This is a genomic window from Cloacibacillus sp., assembly GCF_020860125.1.
Taxonomy (GTDB): domain Bacteria; phylum Synergistota; class Synergistia; order Synergistales; family Synergistaceae; genus Cloacibacillus.
The window spans coordinates 1-6,872 of sequence record NZ_JAJBUX010000092.1 but is presented as its reverse complement, the minus strand read 5'-3'; the positions used below and the strand labels follow the sequence as shown (position 1 = coordinate 6,872).

The 6,872-nt window shown below is 57.1% G+C and carries 7 protein-coding genes; 3 read left to right on the top strand and 4 right to left on the bottom strand.

Annotated features, from left to right (window positions below; all coding sequences use genetic code 11):
* Positions 1–161 precede the first annotated feature (161 nt).
* On the bottom strand, positions 162–1,091 hold the full coding sequence (locus LIO98_RS11615) for an EamA family transporter (RefSeq protein WP_291957227.1): 930 nt from the start codon (positions 1,089–1,091) through the stop codon (positions 162–164).
* Positions 1,092–1,096: 5 nt separating this feature from the next.
* Positions 1,097–1,576, bottom strand: a complete 480-nt coding sequence (ybaK, locus tag LIO98_RS11610; protein WP_291957225.1) for a Cys-tRNA(Pro) deacylase — start codon at positions 1,574–1,576, stop codon at positions 1,097–1,099.
* Between the two features lie 84 nt (positions 1,577–1,660).
* Between ybaK and LIO98_RS11605 the strand changes: the two genes are divergently transcribed.
* On the top strand, positions 1,661–2,053 hold the full coding sequence (locus tag LIO98_RS11605; RefSeq protein WP_291957223.1) for a ribonuclease HI family protein: 393 nt from the start codon (positions 1,661–1,663) through the stop codon (positions 2,051–2,053).
* 119 nt (positions 2,054–2,172) lie between these two features.
* Here the strand turns inward: LIO98_RS11605 and LIO98_RS11600 are convergent, their stop codons facing one another.
* Both LIO98_RS11600 and LIO98_RS11595 read right to left on the bottom strand, forming a co-directional pair.
* Positions 2,173–2,619, bottom strand: a complete 447-nt coding sequence (locus LIO98_RS11600; RefSeq protein ID WP_291957220.1) for an Rrf2 family transcriptional regulator — start codon at positions 2,617–2,619, stop codon at positions 2,173–2,175.
* Positions 2,620–2,921: 302 nt separating this feature from the next.
* Complete coding sequence (locus LIO98_RS11595; protein WP_291957217.1) at positions 2,922–3,413, bottom strand: prolyl-tRNA synthetase associated domain-containing protein; 492 nt, start codon at positions 3,411–3,413, stop codon at positions 2,922–2,924.
* Positions 3,414–3,546: 133 nt separating this feature from the next.
* Between LIO98_RS11595 and LIO98_RS11590 the strand changes: the two genes are divergently transcribed.
* Positions 3,547–6,387, top strand: a complete 2,841-nt coding sequence (locus LIO98_RS11590; protein WP_291957214.1) for a UPF0182 family protein — start codon at positions 3,547–3,549, stop codon at positions 6,385–6,387.
* Positions 6,387–6,824, top strand: a complete 438-nt coding sequence (locus tag LIO98_RS11585; protein ID WP_291957211.1) for a hypothetical protein — start codon at positions 6,387–6,389, stop codon at positions 6,822–6,824. The genes LIO98_RS11590 and LIO98_RS11585 overlap by 1 nt, the downstream gene beginning before the upstream one ends.
* Positions 6,825–6,872: the final 48 nt, after the last annotated feature.

Here is a 6,872-nt window from a genome sequence, read left to right as displayed (position 1 = left end):
GTAACTACCAGCCGAATCGCACGAAATCAAAGATTTCGGCTCCCTGGCCGCCTCAAAGAGGGAGGCTACAAGGGCAGAAGCTAAACCGCTGTTTTGTTCTTCTGTATTGGCAGGGGTGATCTGGTCTGGCCGCTGCCGGGGGCGGCGGGAGGTGAGTTTTTTCAGGAGCTTTTTTGTGGTTTCTCACGTACCAGCAGGATCACGGAGGCGATGACGAGGGGCAGGGCGATGATCGTATTCATGTGCAGAGCCTCGCCGCCGATCAGCCAGCCGAGCAGCACCGCCACCACCGGGTTGACGAAGGCGTGCGTCGCGACGCGGTTCGCCGGTTCGACACGCATCAGCCAGAGAAACGATGTGTAGGCGACGAGCGAGCCTAAGAAAACCAGAAAGCACAATGCCAGGGCGGAGCGCATCGAGAAGGCGTGGAACTGCGGATAGCTCCCCGTGTAGAGGGAGAAGGCGTACTGCGAGGCCATCATCACCGCGCCACCGCAGAACATCTGCATGCCGGAGGCGGTCAAAGTGTCGCGGTGGATGTGCGGATTGGCGGAGATGAAGGCGCCCACCACCCAGGTGAGGGTGGAGAGCAGCAAAAGCAGCATCCAGATAGTATATTTTGATTCAAAAGAGAGCTCGACGTTAGGGTCTCCCGCGACGAGCACGCATATCCCCACGAAGCCCAGCACAAGTCCGGCGTAGTGGTGCGGCAGAGGTTTTCTGCCGTTGAAGAAGAGCCACCCGATGAGGCAGAACCACAGCGGCTCGGCGGCCATGATGATCCCCGCTATCGAGGAGGGGACGACGAGTTCCGCGGTGGTGATCAGCCCGTAGGTAACGGCGAAGGGCAGCAGGGAGGCGCAGAAGGCGAGCTTCCAGCCGCGCGCCGTCGGCAGCTCACGTGTCTGAAAGAGCCTCACGGCGAGCAGGATCGCCCTCGCGGCGAGAAACCGTATGCCGCCCGAGAGCAGCGGCGGGATCGTCTCCACTGAAAAGCGGATTGCGAGGTAGGTGGAGCCCCAGATGATGTAGACCATCAGATAGGCGAAGATGATCAGCCATTTTGGCGGCCTTTTGGTCGCGGTATCCAAGGCGGCTACCTGACGACCGGAGCGCTCTTAGCCTCCGTGGCGCGCACGAGGTCGGCGGGCGCGAGTTTGAAGAGCAGCCCGCGGTGACCGGCGTTGACGGTTATAAAGTCGAAGGTAAGCGCGGATTCGTCGATGATGACGGGATATTTTTTCTTCGCTCCTAGCGGCGAACAGCCGCCGCGCACGTAACCGGTCAGCCCCTGCACCTCTTTGAGGTGTACGAGTTCGGCGCTCTTGTTGCCGGAAGCCGCCGCAAGCGCCTTAAAATCAAGTTCGCGCCCCGCGGGGACGCAGACCATTATCACGCCCATCTTGTCGCCGCGGCAGCAGAGAGTCTTGAAGGTGCGCTCTTCGGCGATGCCGGTCTTCGCCGCCGCGTCCTCCGCGAAGAGCTCCTTTTCATCTATCTCATATTCCAAAAGCTCAAAGGGTATTTTTAGTCCTTCGAGGATACGTACCGCGTTTGTCTTTTTTGCAGCTGCCATAATTGATTTACCTCCGTTGCTCTGTAGCATATAATAGCAAAGTATAATGCAAAAATCGAAGGTACAGGGAGTTGTAAGATAAAAATGATAGGATACTTTGACGGCGCATCGCGCGGCAATCCCGGGGAGGCGGGCGCGGGCGCGCTTTTGACGGACGATAACGGAAACACTCTTTGGGAGACGGCTCGCTATCTCGGCAGGAAGACCAACAACGAGGCCGAGTACAACGCCGCCATTCTGCTGCTCAAGGCCGCGCGGGAGCGCGGAGCGAAGGAGCTCAAGGTCTACGGCGACAGCAAGCTTGTCGTCTGCCAGCTCTCAAAGCAATGGAAAATCAACCTGCCTCACCTGCGTGAATTGGCAAGAGAGGCCTGGGCCGTCTCCGATGGTATCAAGGTCAGTTACGAATGGGTGCCGCGCGCTAAAAATAAACGCGCCGACGAGCTGTCCAACGAAGCGATCGACAACGCAAAATAGAAATAAGCGGCGCGGTTTCCCCCTATGCCGCGGGGAGGCGAAGCCGCGTCTTTTTATGGTTTGTTTCTCCGCGCGGCGCCTTGCCCTCTTAGGCTAAGGCAGCTCCGCGCTTTGTGTAGCTAATCTTTCCGGCCGCAGGCGTCTAAGTCGCCCTTTCCCTTAAAGATCATCTCTTCCACATCGCTTATGCGGACCTTGCTCAGATAGCCGCGGCAGAGCCCGTCCATCTCCGAATAGAAGCCGTCCATTACGTCGGCCATTCCGGAGGCGACGAGACACTTCATGTCAGAGTCTCCCGACCGCCAGGCGCTGCCGACAAAGGCCGCACCCACGGACTCAGCCACCTCCAGCAGCGAAAGATCCGATACTCCCTCCCGCACCGCGTAGCCTCCCGCCGCGCCCTCGCGGGTGAGAATGATTCCGTCCCTTTTCAGCTTGCTCATCACCATGCGGACGCGCGCCGGATTGGTACATATATTCTTGGCGAGCGCCTCGCTCGAAAGGTAGGAGCGCTTATGATTCAAATAGACGATGGCGTGTACCGCTATCGCAAACTCTCCAGTCATGAAAACCGCCTCGTTTATCGAAAGATACAAAATCAACTTACATTGTAATTATAAATATTACATATATACAGTCAATAACGAAAGAGTAAAAAAGAGGAATTTTGTTTCGCGATGGGGAGACAATAGGGCGGAGGCTGTAAGTTTTTATTCCTGTTTGTATGATAAAAGAGCGTTTTTTTGTTGATTAATATCGTCTTTAATTATGAGAGGCTATGTACTTGTGGAATACAAAAAAGAGAGGCGCGGAATTTTTCCGCCTGCCTCTCTCATCTGTTGTTATATGCGGCGCTGAGTGCGCGATGTTATATTTTGATAAATTTAAGGCTGTTCCCCTGTCTCTCGATGATTTTTTTGATACTGTCGAACGACATCCAGAGCGTTTCCGTGTTGTCGCAGGGGTGGACGCCGAGACGCGGACGGCCCCGCAGGTCCTCGTCGATAAGCACTTCGACGTTTTTAGCGCAGTCGTTGAGGACGCCGAGCGACGTTACGGCGCCCTTTATCAGCCCCAGGTTGTCCATCAGCCGTTCCTCGGAGCCGAAGCTGAGACGGGTGCTGCCGATCTGCGCGCGTATCGCTTTGAGGTCGGCGCTTTTGGCCTCGTCAAGCACGACGAGAAAGTGGCGCTTGCCCTTTTCATCGCGCAGAAAGAGATTTTTGCAGACGTCCTCGATCTTCATTCCCTCGACTTCCTTCATCTCATCTATGGTGTATACGGGGCCGTGTTCCATGACCTCGTACGCGATTCCCATTTCGGTGAGTTTCGCGCGCACCTCTTCTTTGGTAAGCGGCATTATTTTATTCCTCCTCGTTTTCGTACTTTATCGCATCATTATAAGGGGATTTTTTTGTTTTTCACTGGACATTGGCCGATATTTGGTCAAGAATATAATAAAAGATTATTTTCGCATATGAGGGGTGCTGTTCGTGGATATAAACGATCTCTTGCGGTCGATGATGAACCGGCCGCAGCGTGAATGGACGCAGGGAAGCGGCGACAATGGTGAAAACTGGGACGACGAGCGGCCGCAGATGCCGCGCATCGAGCTGCCGAAGGTGAAGAAGTTCTGGTTCGTGGCCGGCGGCCTATTCATTCTCTTTGCCGTCGTGCTGCCGTGGATCGCCACCTTTATGACGGACCTATACTGGTTTAAGGCGCAGGGCTTCGAGTCCGTCTTCTGGCGACGCTTTTGGGCTCAGTGGGAGCTTTTTGCCGCGGCTCTGGTGCCCGGTTTTATCATCTATTCGCTTAACTGGCAGCTTGCCTGGAAACGCGGTCTGCGGCAGATTGACGACGCGGGGGCGGACGCGCGCGCAGGACGCCGTGTCAGGCTCTTTATCCTCGGCGCGGCGCTGCTGGTCGCCGCCGTCAACGCGCTGAACGCCATGGGGATGTGGCATGAGTTTCTTCAGTTCATGAATAAAACTCCCTTTGGCGAGACGGACCCGCTGTTCGGCATCGATATCGGTTTTTATGTCTTCAGCCTGCCCTTCCTGAAATTCCTTCAGCTCTGGACGCAGGGAGTGCTGATGCTGACGCTGATTGGCTCGGCGGCGATCTATTTTATGACGCGCTCCGTGACTTTTACCCCCGGGAGGCTCTACGTGGCTCCCGCGGCGAGGCTGCATCTGACTCTGCTCGGTGCATTGATCCTCATTCTCTGGGGAGTCGGCTACTGGGTCGCGCGCTATGAGCTGCTCTTCTCTCCGACCGGCGTGGTCTTCGGCGCTGGTTATACCGACGTGCATGTGGTGCTGCCAGCGCTTTCGATACTCACCTTTGCGATGTTCGCCGCGGCGGCGCTGCTCTTTGTGAACTTCTTCCGTCCGATGTGGAAATTCTCCGCCATCGCCATTGGTTTGCTTTTAGTCGTCGGCTGGGCGGCGCGCAGCGTGGTCCCGGGCCTTATCCAGCAATACCGCGTTAAGCCGAACGAATACGAGATGGAGAAGAGTTATCTCGACTATCACCTCGATTACACGCGCCGCGCCTTCGGACTTAACAAAGTCACCTCGGTAGCCTTCACGCCGGAGGCCGAAGTGACCGCCGCCGAGCTTGCCGCGGACAACGAGACGGTGCAGAACATCCGCCTGTGGGACTACTCCCCGCTGCTGCGCACCTACCGTCAGCTGCAGGCGATACGTACCTACTACAATTTTAACGACGTCTATATCGACCGCTATATGATGGACGGGCGCAGCCGCCAGGTGATGCTCGGCGTCCGCGAACTGGATCTCTCGCGGCTCCAGAATCCGACGTGGGTCAATACCCACCTTGAGTTTACCCACGGCTACGGCGTAGTGATGAACCCCGTCAACGAGATCGCCTCCGGCGGGCTGCCCTACTTTTTCATGAAGGACATCCCCGTCCGTTCCACGGTCGACATCCCCCTCTCGCGCCCTGAGATATATTTCGGCACGGCTCCCTACTCTTATGTACTCGTCAAAACCGACGTGAAGGAGTTCGACTATCCGATGGGGGATTCTAATGTCCGATCCGTATATCAGGAGGACGGCGGCGTCGCCATTGGTTCGCTGTGGCGGCGTATCCTCTTCTCACTGCGCTTCCGCGACTCGGAGATACTCTTTACCGGCGCTCTCTCCAAAGAGAGTCGCGTGCTCTATAACCGCAATGTGCGCCGCGCCTTCGCGCAGGTCGCCCCTTTCCTGATCTATGACGCGGAGACCTATCCCGTCCTCATTGACGGACGTATCAAGTGGCTGCAGGATGCTTTCACCTGGTCCGAGCGCTATCCCTACTCGAAGCCGTTTGATACGGCGGACAGCACGCTCGCCCTCTTCCGCGGCGTGAACTATGTGCGTAACAGCGTGAAGGGCGTCGCCGACGCCTATACGGGAAAGATGGAGTTCTACGTCGTCGACGACAAAGACCCGATCATCCGCACCTGGATGAAGATATTCCCCGGCCTCTTCCGTGACAGGAGCGGCATATCCGACAAGCTGTGGCAGCATATCCGCTACCCGGAGGATTTCTTCGAGGTACAGACGGCGGTCTATACCACCTACCATATGACCGACACGAACACATACTATAACCGCGAAGACGTTTGGGAGGTCACTCCCGTGGGGCGCGAACGCCGTATACAGCCGAACTATGTCACGATGAAGCTGTGGGGAGAGAAGTCTCCCGAATTTGCGATCATCGTGCCCTATATGCCGCTGGGGCGCGACAACCTCATCGGCTGGATGGCAGGTCGCTGCGACCCGCAGAATTACGGCGAGCTGCTCGTCTACCAGTTCCCGAAGCAGAAGCTGATCTACGGTCCCGGACAGGTGGAGGCGCTCATCGACCAGAATCCCGAAATATCGGCGCAGCTTTCGCTTTGGAGCCAGCGCGGTTCGGACGTCATACGCGGTGACCTGCTCGTCGTACCGATAGGAAAATCGCTGCTCTACGTGCAGCCTCTCTACCTCAAGGCGGAAAAGGGCGAGCTGCCGGAGCTCAAGCGCGTCATCGTCTCGACGGGAGGGCGCGTCGCCTGGGCCGACAACTTCGGCGCCGCGCTTGAGAAGCTGATGGGGCAGAAGATGACGCTCTCGACCGGTACGAAGACGGAGAGTATCGCCGCCGCGCCGGTGGCCGGGAGCTCCGAGGGAGGAGCCGACATCAAGGCTCTCGCCTCTGAGGCGCAGGAGCTTTATAACGCCGCGCAGAACGCTCAGAGAAAGGGCGACTGGGCAGGATACGGCGAGAAGATAGGACGGCTTGGCGAGGTGCTGGGACGCATGCGGGAGCTGACCGACTGATGTTTGCCCTGCTGTTCGGAGCCTTTGCCGTTTTTGCCGTGCTGGTGCTGATATTTGGCCTTTACCTCTTCTCGGCCTATGTGATGTACCGGATAGGGGATAAATTCCATATCGGCTCATATGTGGAATTCCTCTTCCCCGTCTATAACGTGATGCTGCTCTGCGACTGCGCGGGGATCACCCGCTGGGTGACCGCGGGCATCGCGGTACCGGCCTTCGCCGCTTCGGCGCTGAACTTTCTCAGCTTCGGGTTTTTCGGCGGCAATACGGGCTATCTTGTCTCCGCGATTTTTTTCTTCTGCTGGGTCTATCTCTGGGGCAGCATCGCGCAGCGGCTGGGAAAAAATTTCTGGCTGTGGGGGATATTAAGCTTCCTCTTCGGCGGACTGCCGGTGCTGGTCCTGGCCTTTGACGGCTCGCTGCCACGCAGGCGCTGAAGGAATATCATCCGATTTTACGTTGACTTGAGACGGATAATATATAAA